Annotated in this window: 15 protein-coding genes; 8 read left to right on the plus strand and 7 right to left on the minus strand. The window is 71.6% G+C overall.

Annotation, left to right across the window (positions count from 1 at the left end; genetic code table 11):
- Window positions 1–48 precede the first annotated feature (48 nt).
- On the plus strand, window positions 49–615 hold the full coding sequence (locus tag ACZ4TR_RS24840) for a TetR/AcrR family transcriptional regulator (RefSeq protein ID WP_465289228.1): 567 nt from the start codon (window positions 49–51) through the stop codon (window positions 613–615).
- Between the two features lie 19 nt (window positions 616–634).
- On the opposite strand, the gene ACZ4TR_RS24845 is transcribed toward ACZ4TR_RS24840, so the two are convergent.
- Both ACZ4TR_RS24845 and ACZ4TR_RS24850 read right to left on the minus strand, forming a co-directional pair.
- On the minus strand, window positions 635–2,227 hold the full coding sequence (locus ACZ4TR_RS24845; protein ID WP_465289229.1) for a solute symporter family protein: 1,593 nt from the start codon (window positions 2,225–2,227) through the stop codon (window positions 635–637).
- Window positions 2,224–2,697 carry a DUF485 domain-containing protein gene (locus tag ACZ4TR_RS24850; protein ID WP_465289230.1) on the minus strand — a complete coding sequence of 158 codons (474 nt, stop codon included), beginning with the start codon at window positions 2,695–2,697 and terminating at the stop codon, window positions 2,224–2,226. Before ACZ4TR_RS24850 ends, ACZ4TR_RS24845 begins: the two co-directional genes overlap by 4 nt.
- Before the next feature lie 1,015 nt (window positions 2,698–3,712).
- On the opposite strand from ACZ4TR_RS24850, the gene ACZ4TR_RS24855 reads away from it, so the two are divergent.
- The 4 genes from ACZ4TR_RS24855 to ACZ4TR_RS24870 are packed head-to-tail and all read left to right on the plus strand — an operon-like array spanning window position 3,713 to window position 9,437.
- Window positions 3,713–7,672 (plus strand): sensor histidine kinase, encoded by a 3,960-nt coding sequence (locus ACZ4TR_RS24855; protein ID WP_465289750.1) that lies wholly within the window; start codon window positions 3,713–3,715, stop codon window positions 7,670–7,672.
- The gene (locus ACZ4TR_RS24860) at window positions 7,669–8,121 is read left to right on the plus strand and encodes a roadblock/LC7 domain-containing protein (RefSeq protein ID WP_284741209.1); all 453 of its coding nucleotides are present in this window, start codon (window positions 7,669–7,671) and stop codon (window positions 8,119–8,121) included. The genes ACZ4TR_RS24855 and ACZ4TR_RS24860 overlap by 4 nt, the downstream gene beginning before the upstream one ends.
- Before the next feature lie 7 nt (window positions 8,122–8,128).
- A complete protein-coding gene (locus ACZ4TR_RS24865; protein WP_364525241.1) occupies window positions 8,129–8,845 on the plus strand; it encodes a DUF742 domain-containing protein in 717 nt (238 codons plus the stop codon).
- A gap of 28 nt (window positions 8,846–8,873) precedes the next feature.
- On the plus strand, window positions 8,874–9,437 hold the full coding sequence (locus ACZ4TR_RS24870) for a GTP-binding protein (protein WP_284741211.1): 564 nt from the start codon (window positions 8,874–8,876) through the stop codon (window positions 9,435–9,437).
- Window positions 9,438–9,612: 175 nt separating this feature from the next.
- Here ACZ4TR_RS24870 and ACZ4TR_RS24875 read toward each other — a convergent pair whose 3' ends face one another.
- From ACZ4TR_RS24875 to ACZ4TR_RS24885, 3 genes are read right to left on the minus strand one after another with little or no spacing between them, the layout of a single operon-like run.
- Window positions 9,613–10,263: a DUF899 domain-containing protein gene (locus tag ACZ4TR_RS24875; protein ID WP_465289231.1), complete on the minus strand. Its 651-nt coding sequence runs from the start codon at window positions 10,261–10,263 to the stop codon at window positions 9,613–9,615.
- Window positions 10,260–10,691 (minus strand): SRPBCC family protein, encoded by a 432-nt coding sequence (locus ACZ4TR_RS24880; RefSeq protein WP_465289232.1) that lies wholly within the window; start codon window positions 10,689–10,691, stop codon window positions 10,260–10,262. Before ACZ4TR_RS24880 ends, ACZ4TR_RS24875 begins: the two co-directional genes overlap by 4 nt.
- The gene (locus ACZ4TR_RS24885) at window positions 10,684–11,013 is read right to left on the minus strand and encodes an ArsR/SmtB family transcription factor (RefSeq protein WP_465289233.1); all 330 of its coding nucleotides are present in this window, start codon (window positions 11,011–11,013) and stop codon (window positions 10,684–10,686) included. The genes ACZ4TR_RS24880 and ACZ4TR_RS24885 overlap by 8 nt, the downstream gene beginning before the upstream one ends.
- Before the next feature lie 138 nt (window positions 11,014–11,151).
- On the opposite strand from ACZ4TR_RS24885, the gene icmF reads away from it, so the two are divergent.
- The gene (icmF, locus tag ACZ4TR_RS24890) at window positions 11,152–14,385 is read left to right on the plus strand and encodes a fused isobutyryl-CoA mutase/GTPase IcmF (protein ID WP_465289234.1); all 3,234 of its coding nucleotides are present in this window, start codon (window positions 11,152–11,154) and stop codon (window positions 14,383–14,385) included.
- Between the two features lie 124 nt (window positions 14,386–14,509).
- On the opposite strand, the gene ACZ4TR_RS24895 is transcribed toward icmF, so the two are convergent.
- Window positions 14,510–15,199 (minus strand): class I SAM-dependent methyltransferase, encoded by a 690-nt coding sequence (locus ACZ4TR_RS24895; RefSeq protein ID WP_465289235.1) that lies wholly within the window; start codon window positions 15,197–15,199, stop codon window positions 14,510–14,512.
- Between the two features lie 76 nt (window positions 15,200–15,275).
- Between ACZ4TR_RS24895 and ACZ4TR_RS24900 the strand changes: the two genes are divergently transcribed.
- Window positions 15,276–16,106, plus strand: coding sequence for an LLM class F420-dependent oxidoreductase (locus ACZ4TR_RS24900; RefSeq protein WP_465289236.1), 831 nt, complete (start codon window positions 15,276–15,278; stop codon window positions 16,104–16,106).
- Between the two features lie 285 nt (window positions 16,107–16,391).
- On the opposite strand, the gene kstR is transcribed toward ACZ4TR_RS24900, so the two are convergent.
- Window positions 16,392–17,030: a cholesterol catabolism transcriptional regulator KstR gene (gene kstR / locus ACZ4TR_RS24905; RefSeq protein WP_465289237.1), complete on the minus strand. Its 639-nt coding sequence runs from the start codon at window positions 17,028–17,030 to the stop codon at window positions 16,392–16,394.
- 141 nt (window positions 17,031–17,171) lie between these two features.
- On the opposite strand from kstR, the gene ACZ4TR_RS24910 reads away from it, so the two are divergent.
- On the plus strand, window positions 17,172–19,226 hold the full coding sequence (locus ACZ4TR_RS24910) for an acyl-CoA dehydrogenase family protein (protein WP_465289238.1): 2,055 nt from the start codon (window positions 17,172–17,174) through the stop codon (window positions 19,224–19,226).
- The last annotated feature ends 37 nt before the right edge of the window (window positions 19,227–19,263 follow it).

Consider the following 19,263-nt stretch of genomic DNA (forward strand, 5'->3'; position numbering starts at 1 on the left):
GCAAGAGAATTCGGAGAATCTCTCCGGTTAAGGGGCGAGGAGGCCGGGATGCCGGGCGGTGAGACGGCGCGTCCGATGCGGGCGGACGCGCGACGCAACTACGAGCGCATCGTCGCGACGGCGAACGAGCTCTTCACCGCGCACGGCGCCGACGTGCCGCTCGACGACGTCGCCAAGAAGGCGGGCGTCGGAGCGGGCACGCTCTACCGGCACTTCCCGACTCGCGAGAAGCTCTTCGAAGCGGTCTACCGCGACGAGATCGAGGTGCTCGCCGACCGCGCGTACGTGCTGCACGAACAGCTACCGCCGTGGGAGGCGCTCGAGGCGTGGCTGACCGAGCAGGTCACCTGGGTCGTGGAGCGGCACAAGCTGGCCACGATCCTCAAGGAGTCGATCGACTCGGGCTCGGAAACCTTCCAGTACTGCCAGAAACGGCTGCGCGCGGCGACCGGGGTCCTCGTCGACACCGCGCGGGACGCGGGGCTGATCCGCCGGGACGTCGTCGGCGCGGACGTGCTGCGCCTGGGTCACGGCGCCGGCATGGCGGTGCGCAACTGCAGCCCGGAAGACGGGAAACGCGTGCTGGACGTGATCCTGGCCGGCCTGCGCGCGTGACGCAGGCCGCCCGAGGGGATCAGCTGCCGATCCCGGTGAGGGACCGGACCTCCATCTCGGCCTGCTTCTCCGGGTCGGCCTTCGGCTTGCCGACGAAGGTGCCGACGAACCCGCAGAGGAACGAGAACGGGATCGACGCCAGACCCGGGTTCTTCAGCGGGAACCAGGCGAAGTCGACGCTCTTGAAGATCGCGTCCGGGGCGCCCGAGACGACCGGCGAGAAGAGCACCAGCACCAGGCTGGCGATCAGGCCGCCGTAGATGCCCCACAGCGTGCCGGTCGTGTTGAACCGCTTCCAGAACAGCGAGTACAGCAGCGTCGACAGGTTCGCCGACGCCGCCACCGCGAACGCCAGCGCGACGAGGAACGCGATGTTCTGCCCGTTCGCCAGCACGCCGCCGACGATGGCCAGCGCCCCGACCGCGATCGCGGTCAGCCGCGCCACCCGGACCTCGTCCGCCGGCTCCGCCTTGCCCTGCTTGAAGATGTTCGCGTAGACGTCGTGGGCGAAGGACGCCGACGCGGTGATGGTCAGCCCGGCCACGACCGCGAGGATCGTCGCGAACGCCACCGCGGCGATGATGCCCAGCAGCAGCGTCCCGCCGACGTGCAGGGCCAGCAGCGGCGCCGCCGAGTTCTCGCCGCCGGGGGCGGCCTTGATCTCGTCCGCGCCGACGAGCGCGGCCGCGCCGAAGCCGATGACCAGCGTGCACAGGTAGAACAGGAACATGCACGCCGTCGCCCACACCACCGAGCGGCGGGCTTCCCGGGAGTTCGGCACCGTGTAGAACCGCATCAGCACGTGCGGCAGCGCCGCCGCGCCGAGCACCAGCGCCAGGGCCAGCGACACGAAGTCGAGCTTGGTGGTGCTGTTCTTGCCGTACGAGCCGCCCGGCTCCAGGAGCTTGTCACCGAGCGGGCTGTTCTCCGCCGCCGAAGAAAGCAGGTTGGAGAACGAGAACCCGAACTTGCCGAACAGGAACACCGTGAGCAGCGCGCCGCACAGCAGCAGGATGGTCGCCTTGATGATCTGCACCCACGTGGTGCCCTTCATCCCGCCGACCAGCACGTACAGCACCATGACCAGGCCGACGACGCCGATCACCAGCGCCTGGCCGAGCTTGGAGTGGACGTTGAGCAGCAGCGCCACCAGGCCGCCGGCGCCGGCCATCTGCGCCAGCATGTAGAAGAAGGAGATCACCAGCGTCGACGTCGCCGCCGCCGCGCGGACCGGCCGCTGCTTCATCCGGAAGCTCAGGACGTCGCCCATGGTGAAGCGGCCGGTGTTGCGCAGCAGCTCGGCGATCAGCAGCAGGTCGACCAGCCAGGCGACGAGGAAGCCGATCGAGTAGAGGAAGCCGTCGTAGCCGTGGATCGCGATCGCGCCGGCGATGCCGAGGAACGACGCCGCCGACAGGAAGTCGCCGGAGAGCGCGATGCCGTTCTGGCGGCCGGTGAACGCGCTGCCCGCGGCGTAGTAGTCGGCCGTCGAGGAGTTCCGGCTGCTGGCCCGGTAGACGACGTAGAGCGTGATCGCCACGAACAGGGCGAACACGACGGTGTTGACCAGCGGGTTGCTGGCGGGCGTGCCGCCGTCGGCGAGCGCGGTCATCGGCGGGTCCCTTCCGGCAGGCCCGCGCGGGCCCGCAGCTCGGCCACGCGCGGGTCGACGTGGCGGCGCGCGTAGCGCAGGTAGAGCCAGGTGACCAGCGCGGTGCTGGCGAACTGGCCGATGCCGAGCAGGATGCCGACGTTGACCTGGCCGAACACCTTGGTGCTCATGAAGTCGTGCGCGTAGGCGGCCAGCAGCACGTAGGTCATGTACCAGGCGAAGAAGGCGAAGCTCATCGGGAAGACGAAGGCCCGGAACCGCCGCCGCAGCGAGACGAACTCGCGGCTGGCCTGGATCGCGGGGTAGTCGGGACCCGAGCGGGGAACGGGCCGGCGGTGCTGGCGGTGCTGACCGTGCTGACCGTGCTGGCCGTGCTGGCTGTCGGACGGGCGGTCCCCGGTGAACAGGGCCGGCATCTGGCCGGTCTCTTCGAGGGGGTTGCCCGCCGCGGGGCGCGCGACGTCGTACATGGGTGCCTCCGGCAGAGTGCCTCCGTGGCGGCGGGGCTCCGGGCGTCTGCGGACAGGGCGCCGGGCCGCCCTTGCGGACTGCGAGGCGCACATCGTAACTAGGCCGTCCGGCGGACATCGCAGGCGGCCGGTCGGCCTCGCGCACCGGGAAGGCGTGGTATTCGTTTTCCTGTCGAAAGCATCGAATGATGCTGCGCTCCAAGATCACCGGCCGGCCACCCGTAATGATGAAAAGAATTGTGACGCGTCGTTATCGCATCCGGCGGAAGCTGCGGCGAACGGGGCAATCCCGCCGGTGGACCATCGCAGCTGGTCACGCCGGGTAGCGAAAGTGCTCGTCATGGCGCCGGAGAGTTGTCGCCATGCGCGGGCGCGGTGGCGAAGATCCACTGATCACCAGGGAGTCTCGTGAGGGATCACCAGGTCGGGGCATGCCGGCCCGCAACGCCACAACATCGGGCACATCTTGAGACTTGACCCACTCGATGGGGGTACTCAGTGTAGATCGTCCGAGGTACTATGCTGGACCGCATGGGCTAATCGGGTGACGTCCGGATGCCTGGGTGAGACTCATCCGGTAACCGGAATTCCCTCTTCGGGGGCAGTGAGGTCGAATGTCGGGGGCGGTTCTCGGTGCGGAAAGCACTTTTCGCAGGTCAGCGCCCGAGTGGGGAAGAGAATTGACCGGCCGGGTGCCGGGGGTACGATTCTTTGGCCCAGCTCACCGCAGCGATCGATTGGCACCGATAAAGTTGATCTCGACGACCGTGCAGAACGCAAGTTGCGCCGTGCACGTGCACAGTCCCTTGCACGGGACCGCGGGATGGTGCCTGCCCGGCGACGGGCGCGCGGCCGGCCGGGCGGCCGGGGACGAGCGAGGGCACCGGCGACGGGGCAGGGCACGGGCGGCGCGGCCGTCCGGCGGCCCGCCGCGAGCCGGGACGCCGCGCCGCCGACGCGGATCCATGACGCCGGACAGGGAGTCACTCACGTGACCGTTGCAGGAGAAGGTCAGGTGCCGGTGGGGGAGCTGCTCGGCCGAGCACCCCGGCGGTCCAAGGGCAAGGACGCGTGGCGGGCCCTCGTGCGCTGGCGCGACTGGAGCCTGCCGGTCAAGCTTTCGGCCGTCACCGTCGTCCCCATCGTGCTCGCGCTGGTCCTCGGCATCACGACGATCGCCGGCCAGGTCGGCCGCTCGGACGAGTACCAGCGGCTCGACCGGCTCGTCGCGCTCGGCGGCCAGACCCGCGCGCTCACCGGCGCGCTGCAGCAGGAGCGCACGGTCACCGCGGCGATGCTGACCGAGGGCACCGTCGGCGGCACGCCGGAGCTGGCCGCGGCCCGCAAGGCCACCGACGCCGCGGTCGGGCCGTTCACCGCCGCGCAGGCCCGTGCGTCCGAGGTCGAGCCCGGCGTGGCCGGGGCCGCCGGCGCGGCCACCGCGCAGGTCAACAACCTCGGCTTCCTCCGCCGTCAGGTCGACGGCGGCCAGCTCGACCCGGCCCAGGCCGTCACCGCCTACTCCGGGACCACCGGTTCGCTGATCGGCCTCGACACCGCGGCCACCGCGGGCGCCGGCGACGGCACCCTCGGCGGCACACCCGCCGGGCTGCACGAGCTGCTCGTCGCGGGCGAGCAGGTGTCGCTCAGCCAGGCGATGGTGTCCTACGGCATCGCCCGCTCCGTGCTGTCGCCGAGCGAACTGGCCACGCTGCGCGCCGCCGAGCTGCGGCTGGCCGACCGGCTCGTCGACTTCCGCTCCGCGGCGGGCGACACCCTGCAGCGCGACTTCGCGGCGATCGCCGAGGGCGGGCAGGCGCAGAGCCGGGCCCGGATGGTCGAGTCCGTGCTGAACGCGCCGGCCAACGCGGTGGACGACGCCTTCCGCGCCCTGTCGGCGGCCGACTGGAACACCGCGTCCTCGGCGATGCGGACGCAGATCAGCCAGGTCGCCGACCGGCTCGGCGCGTCGGCGTCGGCCACCTCGGAACAGCTGGTCGACGACGCCAGCAGCAGGGCCGGCCTGCTCGCGGTGCTGCTGTTCGCCGCGATGGTGCTCGCCGTCGCGGTCGTCTTCCTCATCACCCGCCAGCTGCTGCGTTCGCTGAAAGCGTTGCGGCGCAGCGCCCTCGACGTCGCCGAGACCGCGCTGCCCGAGGCGGTCCGCAACATCCAGGAAGGCCGCGTGCAGGGCACGGCCGTCGTGCCGGTGCCGGTGCAGACCGAGGACGAGGTCGGCGAGGTGGCGCGGGCCTTCGACAAGGTGCACCACCAGGCGCTGCGGCTGGCGACCGAGCAGGCCGCGATGCGCACCGGCTTCGGCAGCGTCTTCGTCAACCTGTCGCGGCGCAGCCAGAGCCTGGTCCAGCGGCAGCTGCAGCTGATCGAGCAGCTGGAGCGGGACGAAGAGGACGCCGACCAGCTGGCCACGCTGTTCCAGCTCGACCACCTCGCCACCCGGATGCGGCGCAACAACGAGAACCTGATGGTGCTCTCGGGCGCCGAGCCCGGCCGCCGGTCCGGCAAGCCGGTCGGCACCACCGACATGCTCCGCGCCGCGGTGTCGGAAATCGAGCAGTACCAGCGGGTCCAGGTCCAGCCGCCGCCCCCGGCCCGGATCGTCGGCTACGCCGCGAGCGACCTCATGCGCCTGGTCGCGGAGCTGCTGGACAACGCGACGGCGTTCTCCGCGCCGGAGACGAGCGTGACGGTGGCGTCGCGGCTGGGCGAGGACGGCTCGCTCAACATCGACATCCTCGACAAGGGCATCGGCATGAACGAGGCCGAGGTCGCCGAGGCGAACACCCGGCTGACCGAGGCCGGGTCGGTCGACCTCGCCACCTCGCGCCGGATGGGCCTGTTCGTCGTCGGCCGGCTGGCCAGCCGGCACCGGATCGGGGTGTCGCTGCACGGCGGCAAGGACATCGTCGGCGTCCGCGCCACGGTCGTCGTCCCGGCGGAGCTGGTGACGGCGGTGACCGACGGCCCGCTGACCGGGCCGATCGGCGCCCCGCGGCAGCCGCAGGCGAGCCCGCCGGCGGGCAACCAGCTGCCGCGGCGCCAGGTCAACGGCCACTCCCGGCCGCGCCCGATGGTGCCGGAGCAGCCCACGATGGGGGAGGAGCGCTGGCCGTCGGCGAGCGACCTCGCCGGGCTGACGAACGGCCACCGGCCGGCCGACGTCCGGCCGCCGTCGGACCTGGAGATCTCCGGGACGGACCTGTTCGCGCCGCTGCCGAAGGACGACCCGGCCCCGCCGCCGCGTCCGACGCTGCCGCCGGTGCCCGCGGTGCTGCCGCTGCCGGACCCGCCGCGCTCCGGCGACCTGCCTTCGGGGAAGGACCTGTTCTCCGCCAACGAAACCACGTTGAGCGACTGGTGGCAGCAGGCGACCGCGACGCCGGCTCCGGCCCCGACGCCCACGCCGGCCCCGGACCGCTCGGAGACGACACCGATCTTCGACGAGATGCTGTCGGCGTGGTTCCGCGAGGACAAGCCCGCCGAGAAGCCGGCGGCCGCCGCGGAGGAGGCGAAGCCGGCCGAGGCGGAAGAGGCGCTTCCGGAGAAGCCGGCCGCCGCGGGCGAAAAGCGCAGCTGGGACTTCGCGAGCGACGAGAACTTCCGGACGGTCCAAGCGGTCTCGAAGACGGAACCGACGGCGTTCACCGACGCGGGCCTGCCCCGCCGCCGCCGCGGCGAGCAGCTCATGCCGGGCAGCGCGACCCCGTCCCCGGCGATCCCCGCGGCGCCGGCGCCGGCCCGGTCGGATCTGCCCGTCCGCGACCCGGCCGACGTGCGCGGCCGGCTGACCAGCTTCCAGCAGGGCGTGACCCGCGGCCGCCAGCAGACCCGCCGGGCAGCGGCGAACCAGCAGGCACCCGGTCGCCCGGAGGGACAGCAGCCGGGGTCGGCGTTCCAGCCGGGCGCGCAGCAGGGAACGCCCACGGCCGCGGCCCAGCCGGAGGCTGCTCAGCAGCAGGCGCCCCAGCCGGGTACTCAGCGCCGGCCGGCACCCCAGCCGAACGGCCTGCCGCACCGGGACCAGCGAGGAGCCGCGCCCGCGCAGCAGCCCGGCGCGGTCCCGCCGAACGGCCTGCCGCAGCCGGGCCGGCAGGCCCCGGCGGCACAGCGCCCGGGCCCGGCGGCTCCGCAGCAACCCGTCGCCTTCCAGCCGGATGATCCGGGGCGGCCGGATCAGGCTCCCGCGGCTCAGCCGGGGGAGCTCCCGCAGCCCGGGCAGTCGTTCCAGCCGAACGGCTCGGCGCAGCCGGATCAGGCTCCCGCGGCTCAGCCGGGGGAGCTCCCGCAGCCTGGGCAGTCGTTCCAGCCGAACGGCTCGGCGCAGCCGGATCGGGCTCCCGCGGCTCAGCCGGGGGAGCTCCACCAGCAGCCCGGGCAGCAAGGTGCCCTCCAGCCCGGGCAGCAGGGCGACCGCCGGCCGGAGTCCGGCGAGCCGGCCGCTCGGCCAGAGCCCGGTCCGCTGCCGAGCCGGCAGCCCCGGCCGCCGGCCTTCGGCGGGCTGCAGCAGTCCGAACCGGCGCAGCCCGGCGAGCGGCCGTCCCCGGCCTTCTCGGAGGGGCCGCTTCCGCAGCCGGGCAGCGCCGGGCGTCCCGCCGAGCCGCCCTCCGTGCTGCCGTCCCGCCGGGGTGCCGCCGCGGCGGAAACTCCGGCCCCGCGGCAGGAAGAAGTCACCGCCGAGTGGAACTTCGGTCCCGATGAGGGCTGGCGAGCTGTGCAAGCGGTGTCCCAGTCGGCACCCGCCACGTTCACTTCGGCAGGATTGCCCCGGCGCCGTCGGGGGGAGCAGTTGCTCCCGGGCAGCGCCGGACCGCCCACCGGGGCCACGGCCCCCCGACCACAACGGGACGCACACGACGTGCGCGGCCGCCTGCGAAGCTTCCAGCAGGGCATCGAGCGCGGACGCCACCGCACCGCGCGGGCCGAGACCAACCACGAGACACTGGAGGGTGAATGACCTCGCCGAGTAGCGCACAGCCGTCGCAGAATCAATTCGGCTGGCTGATCAACGACTTCGCGGAGCGGGTGCCCGGCGTGGCCCACGCCGTGGTCGTCTCGGCGGACGGGCTGCTGCTGAGCGCTTCGAACCGGCTGCCGCTCGACCGGGCCGATCAGCTCGCGGCGGTCGCCTCGGGCCTGGTCAGCCTCACCCAGGGCGCCGCGCGGTGCTTCGAGGCCGGGGCGGTCAACGAGACCGTCGTCGAGATGGAGCTGGGGATCATGGTGCTGATGTCGATCAGCGACGGATCCTGCCTGGCCGTGCTCGCCGCCCCGAACTGCGACATCGGGCAGGTCGCCTACGAGATGACGATGCTCGTCGACCGGGTCGGCCAGATCCTGACCCCGGAGCTGCGCGCTCAGCTCCAGGGATCGGGTGGGTCGCTGATCGGCGAACCGGTGGGATGATGGCGCGATGAGCACGGGGTCCGGATTCGGCGGCGAACCACCCGAGGGGCAGCGGCCCCCCGGGAGAGAGGACGACGGCACGTTCGCCGACGTCCTCAACGGGTTCACCCTGGATTCCGGCCGTGCCCGCCGGAAGCGCAAGAAGAGCAAGGAGTCCCCGCCACCCCCGGCCGCCGGTGCGCACGCGGCCGCGGAACCGCCGGCGCCCGCGCCGTCGGCCGACCAAGGAGATCGAGTGACCTCTTTAGTCTCGCCCCCCGGCAGTACCGACGGGGACAGCCCCAGACCAGGCGGTTTGTTCGACCCGGGCCCGCCCAGCGGCGAGTTCGTCATGCCCGCGGTGTTCGAACAGCCGCTCGCGCCCGAGGAGCAGACGGCGATCGTCCGGCCCTACGCTTTGACCGGCGGCCGCACCCGGGCAAACTACGCCCTGGAGCTGGAGACACTGATCTCCGCGAAGGACTACGCTGCCACGGGTGGCTTCCCCGAGGTGGCCACGGAGCTGATCGAGTGCGTCTCGATCATGGAAGAGTGCCGGACCCCCCGTTCGGTCGCCGAGCTCGTGTCGGCCTTGCGGGTGCCCTTGGGCGTGGCCCGGGTGCTGATCAGCGACGCGGCGGACGCGGGGCTGGTCACGGTGCACAAGACGATAACGGGCAATGACGGCGCCGAGGCACATCTGGTGTTGATGGAAAGGGTTTTGAGTGGACTCCGTCGGCTTTAAGGCACCGCGGGACACCGCGCCCCCGACCATGACATCCGCCAAGATCGTGGTGGCTGGCGGTTTCGGTGCGGGGAAGACGACCTTCGTCGGGTCGGTGTCGGAGATCGTGCCTCTCACCACCGAGGCGATGATGACCGACGCGAGCGTCGGGGTCGACAACCTCGACCACACGCCGGGCAAGTCGACGACCACGGTGGCGATGGACTTCGGCCGGGTCTCGCTGGACGCGGACCTGATCCTCTACCTGTTCGGCACGCCCGGACAGCAGCGGTTCTGGTTCATGTGGGACGACCTGGTCCGCGGCGCGATCGGCGCGGTCGTGCTGGCGGACACCCGCCGGCTGGCCGACTCGTTCGCCCCGATCGACTTCTTCGAAGACCGGGGCCTGCCGTACATCGTCGGCGTCAACACGTTCGACGGCGTGCTGGAGCACGACATCAACGACGTGCGCGAGGCCCTGTCGATCGACCCGAACATCCCGATCGTCCGCTGCGACGCCCGGGACCGCGAGTCGACGAAGCAGACGCTGATCACGCTGGTCGAGTACGCGATGCGCCAGTGGATCGCGCTGCGGGCGGCCAAGAACCGCTGACGTCCCGCCCTCGGCGGCTTCGGCCGCCGAGGCGCACTGACGTCCCGGGCGCGGGTGGTGCCGCCCAGGCACCAGCCGCGCTTCACCGCGCCCGGAGTCGTGCCCGCCGAGCCGGAGCGATCGCGCGGGGAAGCGCGGGATCGCCGGCCGGGCCTTCGACGTCGCCGGTGAACCGTCAGTATTCGTCGTGGCGGCGCCACCACGAGCCCGGCGCGTCGTCGCCGTGGCTGTCCTCTTCCCACGCCTCCTGGCGCCCCAGCGGCGTGACGTCGAGGTAGCGGTGCGAGGCCAGGAACATCTCGCCGCCGCGGCCGGAGGTGAAGTACGTCCGGTAGACGTCGTCGCCGTCGCGCAGGAACACGCTCACGCCGAACCCCGTGCCGACGCCGCAGTCTTCGGTGAACCCGGTGCCGTGCGCGGACACCCACGGCACGTCCCAGCCCATCCGCGCCTTGTACCGCTCGATCTCCGCCAGGGTCGCCGGCGCGACGACCTTGAGCGTGACGTCGCGGGCGTGCAGGTGGGCCAGGTGCGGCATGTTGTCGACGAGCAGGGAGCAGCCGGGGCAGCCCGCCTCGTCGCCGGGGTGCAGCATGAAGTGGTAGACGATCAGCTGACGGCGGTCCTCGAACAGGTCGAGCAGGCTGACCGGGCCGTCCGCGCTCTCGAAGGGGTACTTCGCGTCGAAGCGGACCATCGGCAGCCGGCGGCGCTCGGCGGCGAGGCGGTCGGCCGCCTTCATGTGCTCCTTCTCCTTGACCAGCAGCGCGTCGCGCGCGGCCTGCCATTCCTCCGGTGAGGTGATCTCGGGCAGGGTGGCGGTCATCGGTCGTCCTTTCCTCGGATGGAGCCGGTCAGGTCGTCGAAGCTGGAGGTCCAGCCCTCGTGGTGGCCGTCGCGCTCGGCGGCGGACGGGAAGCCGGTCTGGCGGAAGGTCATCTCGGTCTTGCCGTCGAGGCCGGCGAAGCCGATCGTCACGAGCGTCTCCAGCTCCTGGGCCTCCCAGGCGAAGGTGAACACGAGCCGCTCGGGGGCGCTGACCTCGCGGTAGACGCCGTGCATCCAGTGGTCCTCGCCTTCGGGGGAGCGGATGCAGGCGCGCCAGCGGCCGCCGGGCCGCGGGTCGAGGGTGACGGCGGCGCAGGTGAAGCCGTGCGGGCCGAACCAGCTCGCCAGGTGGTCCGGGTGCGTCCAGGCGGCGAACACGAGCTCGCGCGGGGCGTCGAAGACGCGCGTGATCTCCAGGTCAGGCATCGCCGGTCAAGCTCCTCAGGTGGTCCTCGAGCCGGTCGAACCCGCCGTCCCAGAACCGGCGGTAGGTCGCGACCCAGTCGGCGACGTCTTCCAAGGGTTTCGCATCCAGCCGGCAGGGCCGCCACTGACGCGTGCGGCCGCGGGTGATCAACCCGGCCTGTTCCAGCACCTTCAGGTGCCGCGAAACCGCGGGCAGGCTCATCGTGAACGGCTCGGCGAGCTCGTTCACCGTCGCTTCGCCGGCCGACAGCCGGGCGAGGATGGCGCGCCGGGTCGGGTCGGCGAGCGCCGAGAACGTCCGGCTCAACTGGTCAGTCGTCATTTCAGCACCTTGTTAATTAACGGATCTGTTAAACATAGCGCCGAGCTGGACCATGTCAAGTTCTCGCGGGGTGCCGCTGAGATCCGCGTCACGGGTCTTCGGGTTTCCAATAGTAGGAAGCCAAAGTATTTTGGAGGGATGAGCAGTGAGCTGTACCGCCCCGCGCACCCCGTCCGGTTCGTCACGGCGTCGAGTCTCTTCGACGGCCACGACGCGTCGATCAACATCATGCGGCGGATCCTGCAGTCGCAGGGCGCGGAGGTCGTGCACCTCGGCCACAACCGGTCGGTCGACGAGGTCGCCACCGCGGCCATCGCCGAGGACGTCCAGGGTGTCGCCATCTCGGCTTACCAGGGCGGGCACGTCGAGTACTTCTCCTACCTGGTCGAGCTGCTGCGCGAGCGCGGCGCGGGCCACATCAAGGTGTTCGGCGGCGGGGGCGGGGTGATCGTGCGCGAGGAGATCGAGCTGCTGCACTCGCGCGGCGTCGCCCGCATCTTCTCGCCCGAGGACGGGTACGAGATGGGCCTCCCGGGCATGATCAACCTGATGATCAAGGCCTGCGACGTCGACCTCGCGGCCGAGGCGCCGGCGCTGGACAAGGTGCTCTCCGGCGACGTCGCCGCGCTCTCGCGCGTTATCACGCAGCTGCAGGCGGAGCAGCTGCCCGGCGAGCTGCTGAGCGGCATCACCGAGGCCGCGGGCAAGCGCGAGGTGCCGGTGCTGGGCATCACCGGCACCGGCGGCTCGGGAAAGTCGTCGCTCACCGACGAGCTGATCCGCCGCTTCCGTCTCGACCAGGAAGACAAGCTGCGGATCGCGGTGCTCGCGGTCGACCCGTCGCGGCGCAAGGGCGGCGGCGCGCTGCTCGGTGACCGCATCCGGATGAACTGCCTCGACGGCTCACCGGTGTACTTCCGCTCGCTCGCGACGCGCACGACGTCCGGCGAGATCCCGGCCGGGCTGAGCGAGGCGATCCTGGCGTGCAAGGCCGCCGGGTACGACCTGGTGATCGTCGAGACGCCGGGCATCGGCCAGGGCGACGCCGGGATCGTCGACTTCGTGGACGAGTCGCTGTACGTGATGACGCCGGAGTTCGGCGCCGCGTCGCAGCTGGAGAAGATCGACATGCTCGACTTCGCCGACGTCGTCGCGATCAACAAGTTCGAGCGCCGCGGCGCCGAGGACGCCCGCCGGGACGTCGCGCGCCAGCTGGTGCGCAACCGCGAGGCCTTCTCGGAAGGCCCTGAGGACATGCCGGTGTACGGCACGAGCGCGGCGAAGTTCAACGACGACGGCGTCACCGCGCTGTACCAGCACCTGCGCGGCCTGCTCGCCGAGCGGGGCCTCGGCGTGTCCGCCGGGACGCTGCCGCGGGTCGAGGGCAAGGTGTCGACCGACGCGTCGACGATCATCCCGGGCAACCGGTCCCGCTACCTGGCCGAGATCTCCGAGACCGTGCGCGGGTACCACGCGAAGACCGCGCAGCAGGTCGCCGCGATCCGCAGGCGCGACGCGCTGGCACTGGCGCGTGCCGAGCTGTCCGGGGTGGACGCTTCCACGGACGCGCTGGACGGCCTGCTGGCCGTGGCCGAGTCCGATGTGGACGGCGAGTCGACAAAGCTCCTAGAGCGCTTCCAGGCGCTGTCGGCGGAGTACCGCCAGGACGAGCTGGTCGTCAAGATCCGCGACAAGGAGCTGCGCACGCAGCTGTGGCGCGACACGCTGTCCGGCAACCGGATCCCGCGCGTCGCCCTGCCGCGCTACGCAGAGTCCGGTGAGCTGCTGTCGTTCCTGCGCCGCGAGAACCTGCCGGGCTACTTTCCGTACACCGCGGGTGTTTTCCCGTTCAAGCGCGAGGGCGAGGACCCGGCGCGGATGTTCGCCGGCGAGGGTGACGCGTTCCGCACCAACCGCCGCTTCAAGCTGCTCTCGGCCGACTCCGAGGCCAAGCGGCTCTCGACGGCGTTCGACTCGGTGACCCTCTACGGCCACGACCCCGACACGCGCCCGGACATCTACGGCAAGGTCGGCACGTCGGGCGTGTCCATCGCGTCGCTCGAGGACATGAAGGTCCTCTACGACGGCTTCGACCTGACCGCGCCGAACACGTCGGTGTCGATGACGATCAACGGCCCGGCCCCGACGATCCTGGCCTTCTTCCTCAACACCGCGATCGACCAGAAGATCGAGGAGTTCAAGGCGGAGCACGGCCGTGAGCCGTCCGGGGCCGAGGCCGCCGAGCTGCGTGAGTGGGCGTTGAAGAACGTGCGCGGCACGGTGCAGGCCGACATCCTCAAGGAGGACCAGGGCCAGAACACCTGCATCTTCTCCACCGAGTTCAGCCTCCGGATGATGGCCGACATCCAGGAATGGTTCATCGAGCACGGCGTCCGGAACTTCTACTCGGTGTCCATCTCCGGCTACCACATCGCCGAGGCCGGGGCGAACCCCATCTCGCAGCTGGCCTTCACGCTGTCCAACGGCTTCACCTACGTCGAGTCGTACCTGGCGCGCGGCATGGACATCGACGACTTCGCGCCGAACCTGTCGTTCTTCTTCTCCAACGGCATGGACGCGGAGTACTCGGTGCTCGGCCGGGTCGCGCGGCGGATCTGGGCCGTGGCGATGCGCGAGCGTTACGGCGCGAACGAGCGGTCGCAGAAGCTCAAGTACCACGTGCAGACGTCCGGGCGGTCGCTGCACGCGCAGGAGATGAGCTTCAACGACATCCGCACGACGCTGCAGGCACTCTGCGCGCTGTACGACAACGCGAACTCCTTGCACACCAACGCGTTCGACGAGGCGATCACGACGCCGTCGGAGTCGTCGGTGCGCCGCGCGATGGCCATCCAGATGATCATCAACAAGGAGTGGGGCCTGTCGAAGAACGAGAACCCGCTGCAGGGTTCGTTCGTCATCGACGAGCTGACCGACCTGGTCGAGGAGGCCGTGCTGGCCGAGTTCGACCGGATCTCCGAGCGCGGCGGCGTGCTCGGCGCGATGGAGACGGGCTACCAGCGCGGCAAGATCCAGGACGAGTCGATCCTGTACGAGCGCAAGAAGCACGATGGCTCACTGCCGATCATCGGCGTCAACACGTTCCGCAACCCGCGTGAGGGCGAATCCGACGTCGAGGTCGAGCTGGCCCGCGCGACGGAGGACGAGAAGAAGTCCCAGCTGGACCGCCTGGCGGACTTCCAGCACCGCCACCACGAGGAGGCCCAGCAGGCCCTGAAGGCGCTGCGCGAGGCGGCCACCCGTGGCGGCAACCTGTTCGGGGTGCTGATGGATGCCGCGCGGGTCTGCTCGCTGGGTCAGATCACGGAGGCGTTCTTCGAGGTCGGCGGCCAGTACCGGCGCAACGTCTAGCGCCGGCGCCAGAAGGTCGGCGCCCCTGGGCTCGAAGTTGTCGACCGTGAGGTCGACGGGACGCCAGCCTTCGTCGAGCGGTTCGGACACGTGGGGCACGGGTACTTGGCCGGGTGTCCACGGGTCAACTGGATTGACGGACCGCCTTCAGCTGCCAGACCGGGACGAGGACATGGCCGTCGTCGTCGGTGTCCATCCCGGTCAGGCCGGCAGGCTCCTCCCCGAGCACCACCCGGACGCTCTGCCGCAGCTCTTCCGCCGTCATCGACGTCGTGTAGACGGCCGGCTCGAGGCGCTCGATGGTCCAGTCCTTCCCGACCGTCTCCCGCAGGTTCGCCTCGCTGATCAGGTACGGCGCCGGGAACGCGTCCGGCACCTCGGGGGAGAAGCAGAACAAGTGCAGTGTCGCGCCCGGGCGCGTCGCGCGGGTCAGGGCAGCGAGGTACGCGCGCCGCTCGTCCTCGCTCAGGCAGTGGTAGAGCGCGCTGTCGAGGACTGTGTCGAAGCGTCCTTCGTAGCCTTCGAGCTTCGTCGCGTCGGCGACCGCGAAGGTGACGTCGGGCGTGCGGGCGCGGGCCTGCTCGATCGCCGAGGGCGCGCCGTCCAGCCCGGTGACGTGCAGGCCCCGGGAGGTGAGGAACGCCGAGTTGTCGCCGAGGCCGCAGCCGATGTCGAGCACCTCGCCGGTGAACTCGCCGGCGTCGGCCAAGGCGACGACGGCGGGCTGGGGCGCCCCGATGTCCCACGGCATCTTCCGGCCCATCGGCGTGCCACCCTGGTAGAGCTGCTCGAAGTCGACGTCCTGTACGTCCATCACTGCCCCCTTATTCAACGGATGATGAGATCACTCCATCATGCACGCCCCGCCGTCCTGGTGGTAGTGGTGGGATATGAAATTCGGGATCTCGACGTTCGTGACCGACGAGGGCATCCGGCCGGACGTGCTGGGCGCGGCGCTGGAAGAGCGCGGCTTCGACTCGCTGTTCCTGGCCGAGCACTCGCACATCCCGGTCAGCCGGGAAAGCGCGTACCCGGGCGGGGGCGACCTGCCGGAGAAGTACAAGCGCACGCTCGACCCGTTCGTGGCGCTCACCGCGGCGGCGACCGCGACGTCGGAGCTGCTGCTCGGCACCGGCATCGCGCTGTTGATCCAGCGCGACCTGATCCACACGGCCAAGGAGGTCGCGTCCCTCGACCTGATCTCCGACGGGCGCGTGCTGTTCGGCGTCGGGGTCGGCTGGAACCGCGAGGAGATGCGCAACCACGGCACCGACCCGAAGACCCGCGGCGCGCTCATCGACGAGCAACTGGCCGCGCTCAAGGAGATCTGGACGAAGGACGAAGCCGAGTTCCACGGCCGGCACGTCGGCTTCGACCCGATCTACGCCTGGCCGAAGCCGGTGCGCAAGCCGCACCCGCCGATCTACATCGGCGGCGAGAGCGAAGCGGCGCTGAACCGGCTCGCCCGCTACGGCGACGGCTGGCTGCTGCGCGGGCACACGCACTTCGACGAGGCCAGGCGCGTCCGCGGCTGGCTCGCCGACCAGGGACGCGCGGACGTGGAGTTCGCCGTGTTCGGCGGCGACACGAAGGCCAAGGTGATCGACGGCTTCCGCGAGGCGGGGGTCGAGCGCTACACGTTCCTGCTGGAGACGCTGCCCGAGGCCGAGACGCTCAAGGCGCTGGACGAGCTGGCCGCGGTGGTCGCCGAGCACCGCTGACGGGCCACGGCCCCAGGTCCGGGAGGGCGCCGGTGGCGGCGGCCCGCCCGGACGGCCGGGCGGAGAGTTCGGGCACCGATCCGGTGACTCCGGTGCCACCCGAGCCCGATGCCGAGCCGCAGCAGGTCCCGCCGGTGTTCCTCGGCGGTCCGGCCCGCGGTCGCTTCGATGATGCCGTCCCGGTCGAGCCGGGCAGCGGCGACGGCTCGCGCACCTGCTCGTCGGTCAGCGGTTCGGGCGCGCGGGGCAGCGGGCTGTGCGCCTCGGTGACCGCCGCCGCCGGGATCACTTGTCCAGCAGCAGGTGCACCGACAGCTCGAGGCGGTTGGCGACGTCGGCCGCCGACGCGCGGCGGGTCACCCACGCCACCAGGTTCGCCATCCAGACGTCCGCGACGACGTGGAAGATGTCGCGGTCGGCCTCGGTCGGCTCCGAGATGCCCATCGCCTGGGCGAACATGTTCTCCATCAGCCGCCCGACCTGCTCGACCTCGGCGGCGGCGGAGGTGTCGGCGAACATGAACGCGCGGACCATCGCCTCGGTCAGGTGCGGGTCGCGCTGCATCATGCGGGTGTTGCGGCCGAGCACGAACATCAGCCGCTCGGCCGGCGTGTCGCCGGGGATCGCCTGGCGTTCGAGCTTCTCCTGCGCGCGCTCGAACTCGCGCGCGAGACCCGAGACGAGCAGGTGGATCTTGGACGGGAAGTACCGGTACAGGGTGCCGAGCGCGACGTCGGCCTTCTCGGCCACGGCCCGCATCTGCACGGCGTCGTAGCCGCCTTTGGACGCCAGCGCGAGGGTGGCGTCGATGATCCGGCGGCGGCGGTCGCGCTGGGCGGCCGAGCCGAGTTCGTCGGCGCCGATGGCGCTCAGGCCGTTCCCGCGTGCCTTCGCCGGCGCTTTGGCTTTGCCGGGCATCGGCATTCCCCCGTCCTTCGGAACTTGTTCCAGTTCACGACGTAGAGTACCTGTCCTGGCGGAACGTTCACCAATCGACCCGCTGGCCGAAAAACTGTAACACGTTCTACACTCGTGAGTAGTGTTCCGTACCCGCGAGGAGGGCCCATGCCGGTCGCGCTCACCGAGGAACAGATCGCGCTGGCGGAGGCGATCCACGCCTGGTCCGCCGCGCACCACCCGCGAGAGGCGGTGCGAGCGGCGGAAACAGCGGGGAACGCCGGGGTTCCCGCGGGCTTCGCCGACCTGGGCCTGTTCGGCGTGGCCCTGCCCGCCGCGGCCGGCGGCGCGGACGGCAGCGTCGCCGACCTGGCCGCCGGGCTGGCCGCGGCGGCCGAAGAACTCGTTCCCGGTCCGGTGCTCGGCACCGCTTTGGCGGGCTTGCTGCTCGCGGAGGTTCCTTCGGCGAAGGAACTGCTCGCGGCCGTCGCGGAGGGGGAGGCCACGGTCGCGGTGCTGCTGGACCCGCTCGTCGACGGCGTCTCCGGGCCGGTGCCCGGGGTCGACTCCGAGACCTGGCTGCTGGTGCCGGTCGACGGCGGCCACGTGCTGCTCGCGCCGGGAACGCCCGGGCTGGCCGTGGAGCCGCTGACGCCGTTCGACTTCTCGCGCCCGCTGGCGCGCGTCCGGTACTCCGGCGCCGGGGCCGAGGTCCTGACCCTGCCGCCGGTCGGGCCGCCGGCGGCGACCTTGGCCGCGGCCGAGGCGGCGGGCGTCGCGCGTCGCTGCCTGGCCATCGCCGTCGACTACGCCAAGGTGCGCGAGCAGTTCGGCCAGCCCATCGGCGGGTTCCAGGCGATCAAGCACCTGTGCGCCGAAATGCTGTGCCGCGCCGAGGCGGCCGAAGCGCTGGCGTGGGACGCGGCTTCCGGGCGGCACCCGTTGTCGGTGGCGAGCGCGGCCGTCGTCGCCCTCGACGCCGCCGTCGCCAACGCGAAGGACTGCGTCCAGGTGCTCGGCGGCATCGGGTTCACGTGGGAGCACGACGCGCACCTCTACCTGCGGCGGGCCGTGGCGTTGCGGCAGTGGCTCGGCGGCTCGGGGCCGTGGCGGCGTCAGGCGGCTTCGCTGGCTCTCGCCGGGACCGAACGGACCTTGAGCGTAGACATCGGTGAGGATCCCGCCTTGCGGGACGAGGTGTCGCGGATCGCCGCGTTGCCCGTGTCCTCGCAGCGAGTCGCATTGGCCGACGCGGGTTTGCTGACGCCGCACTGGCCGAAGCCGTTCGGGCGCGGTGCCGACGCCGCGGAGCAGCTGCGGATCGACGGTGCTTTGGCGGCGGCCGGCGTCCGCCGTCCGGACCTGGTGATCGGGGCGTGGGCGGTGCCGACGATCCTGGAACACGGCAGCGACGAGCAGCGCGCCCGGTTCGCGCGGCCGACGCTGCGCGGGGAAATCACGTGGTGCCAGCTGTTCAGCGAGCCGGGCGCCGGGTCCGACCTGGCGGCGCTGCGGACGGCCGCGCGGCGCGTCGACGGCGGCTGGCGGCTGACCGGGCAGAAGGTGTGGACGTCGCTGGCGCGCGAAGCCGACTGGGGGATCTGCCTGGCGCGCACCGACCCGGACGTGCCCAAGCACAAGGGGATCACGTACTTCCTGGTGGACATGCGCGCCGAGGGCATCACGACGCGGCCGCTGCGGGAGATCACCGGCGAGGCCGTGTTCAACGAGGTGTTCCTGGACGACGTGTTCGTCCCGGACGCCGACGTCGTCGGCACGCCGGGAGGCGGCTGGCGGCTGGCGCGCACGACCCTGGCCAACGAGCGGGTGGCCCTCGGGAGCGGGTCCGCGGTGGGGGAGAGCGTGCAGTCCTTGGTGTCCACTGTGGACGCCGCTGCGCTGGACGACGTGGCGTTGGACCGGCTCGGCTCGCTGGTGGCCGACGGGGTCGCGGGGTCGGTGCTGGACCTGCGGGCGGCCCTGCGCCGGCTGGAGGGGCAGGATCCGGGCGCGGAGTCGAGCGTGCGGAAGCTGCTCGGGGTGCGGCACCGGCAGGACGTCGCGGAGTTCGCGCTGGAGCTGGCGGGCGCGGGTGCGCTGGTCGCGGACGGTCCGGCGCAGCAGGAATTCCTGCTGACGCGCTGCCTGTCCATCGCGGGCGGCACGACTCAGGTGCTGCGGTCCCTGACGGCGGAACGGCTGCTGGGCCTGCCGCGCGGCTGAAAGTCGGTTGCCTGACGAGACGGTGCGAAAGGACCGT

Source organism: Amycolatopsis sp. NPDC028719 (assembly GCF_055565395.1).

Bases quoted from the DNA above. Each gene is read 5' to 3' on its own strand.
- ACZ4TR_RS24840 (WP_465289228.1), top strand. From the start codon at position 49: ATGCCGGGCGGTGAGACGGCGCGTCCGATGCGGGCGGACGCGCGACGC.
- ACZ4TR_RS24845 (WP_465289229.1), bottom strand. From the start codon at position 2,227: ATGACCGCGCTCGCCGACGGCGGCACGCCCGCCAGCAACCCGCTGGTC.
- ACZ4TR_RS24850 (WP_465289230.1), bottom strand. From the start codon at position 2,697: ATGTACGACGTCGCGCGCCCCGCGGCGGGCAACCCCCTCGAAGAGACC.
- ACZ4TR_RS24860 (WP_284741209.1), top strand. From the start codon at position 7,669: ATGACCTCGCCGAGTAGCGCACAGCCGTCGCAGAATCAATTCGGCTGG.
- ACZ4TR_RS24865 (WP_364525241.1), top strand. From the start codon at position 8,129: ATGAGCACGGGGTCCGGATTCGGCGGCGAACCACCCGAGGGGCAGCGG.
- ACZ4TR_RS24870 (WP_284741211.1), top strand. From the start codon at position 8,874: ATGACATCCGCCAAGATCGTGGTGGCTGGCGGTTTCGGTGCGGGGAAG.
- ACZ4TR_RS24875 (WP_465289231.1), bottom strand. From the start codon at position 10,263: ATGACCGCCACCCTGCCCGAGATCACCTCACCGGAGGAATGGCAGGCC.
- ACZ4TR_RS24880 (WP_465289232.1), bottom strand. From the start codon at position 10,691: ATGCCTGACCTGGAGATCACGCGCGTCTTCGACGCCCCGCGCGAGCTC.
- ACZ4TR_RS24885 (WP_465289233.1), bottom strand. From the start codon at position 11,013: ATGACGACTGACCAGTTGAGCCGGACGTTCTCGGCGCTCGCCGACCCG.
- icmF (WP_465289234.1), top strand. From the start codon at position 11,152: ATGAGCAGTGAGCTGTACCGCCCCGCGCACCCCGTCCGGTTCGTCACG.
- ACZ4TR_RS24895 (WP_465289235.1), bottom strand. From the start codon at position 15,199: ATGGACGTACAGGACGTCGACTTCGAGCAGCTCTACCAGGGTGGCACG.
- ACZ4TR_RS24900 (WP_465289236.1), top strand. From the start codon at position 15,276: ATGAAATTCGGGATCTCGACGTTCGTGACCGACGAGGGCATCCGGCCG.
- kstR (WP_465289237.1), bottom strand. From the start codon at position 17,030: ATGCCGATGCCCGGCAAAGCCAAAGCGCCGGCGAAGGCACGCGGGAAC.
- ACZ4TR_RS24910 (WP_465289238.1), top strand. From the start codon at position 17,172: ATGCCGGTCGCGCTCACCGAGGAACAGATCGCGCTGGCGGAGGCGATC.